A 1249-nucleotide genomic window follows, 5' to 3' on the forward strand; every position below is an offset into this window, starting at 1 on the left:
ATGAAATTAACATTGCAAGTAAGAGATGAAAATAGATTTTGTAATTCATTAAGTTGGTTTTTAAATTGCGTAGAACGTTGTTGTGTATGGTTAGTTGCGTGGTTAAGCAACTAAGTTAGCAAACATTTACGAACCAGTGAATATTCCGCAGGAATATTCGCAAGTAGGGAAGAACATAGCAATTAATTATACACGGTGTTAGCTGTAGTTTTTTATTTCGGTTAATTTATTCATTGTCAAGTAAAACAATTCTTTCCAGTTTTCAACTTTTTTTGGCCAATCCAAGTCTTTTTTATAAAATCTGCTCCATTGTTTAAATCCCATACATGCAACTCCCCATAGTGGGTCAGTGTCTTTTAAACTGAACATTTCAAGTGCTAATCTCACTCTGTGGTCAGGGTCTGGATGAGTATCTCCTTCCATTGTGTTATCCAATAAAGTTAATGAAATAAGTCCAGCTAAAATACCACCTCTTATTATATGAATATTAGTTTTATTAAAGTCCGATTCTAAAAGTGATTCAATAGCATATTTATCGGCAGCTAATTCATGTTCTTTATATTCTTGTTCGGTAAATGTGTTTTTTTGATTATCAAGGTCAACATGTCCTAAAACTAAATGCGCAAATTCGTGTATCATTATAAAATTAATAGCAGATAGAAAAACTCCATTCATCTTTTCTATGTAGCTATTTGATTGCTTATCGTAATATTCAGGATTTGGTAATTTATTTTTATCCCATTTTTTATATGATTTTGTTAAAGACATTCCATAATCAAACAATGATTCAGAGTCTAAAACATAATTTAAGGATTTAATGATTTCTTCTGTTGATTTGTTATCATTATGTTTTGCAACAACTTCATCATAGTTGACAAATATTACATAGCCAATTATCCATAAATACGAGAGAAAGGATTCTTCTATTGTAATAGTTTTTTTCGAATCAATATAGGCGATTTCTTGAATTCTATTTTCACCAATTAAATAATCGATTTTATTTTTTAATCCATTATATTCTAGTTCATTTTTTACTTCTTCTGTAAAATTAGGATAAGAGTTCTCAAACCATAAAATGATATTTTCAGATAAAACTCTTATCGGTTGAGTTCCTTTGTGATATACTGGATTATACCAATTTCTCTTGTTCATCGGATGGCTTAAATTACAGCTAACGTGTTTGTGTATGGTTAGTTGCGTAGTTAAGCAACTAAGTTAACAAACAAATCACAGATAGAAAATTCCAGCG

At 29.9% G+C, this 1249-nt stretch carries 1 protein-coding gene; it reads right to left on the reverse strand.

What is annotated here, in order from left to right; genetic code table 11:
- Window positions 1-198 precede the first annotated feature (198 nt).
- Window positions 199-1152, reverse strand: coding sequence for a phage exclusion protein Lit family protein (locus HM982_RS18380; RefSeq protein WP_179354774.1), 954 nt, complete (start codon window positions 1150-1152; stop codon window positions 199-201).
- Window positions 1153-1249: the final 97 nt, after the last annotated feature.

Origin of the sequence: Winogradskyella vidalii (genome assembly GCF_013403955.1) — a bacterium.
GTDB classification, from domain to species: domain Bacteria; phylum Bacteroidota; class Bacteroidia; order Flavobacteriales; family Flavobacteriaceae; genus Winogradskyella; species Winogradskyella vidalii.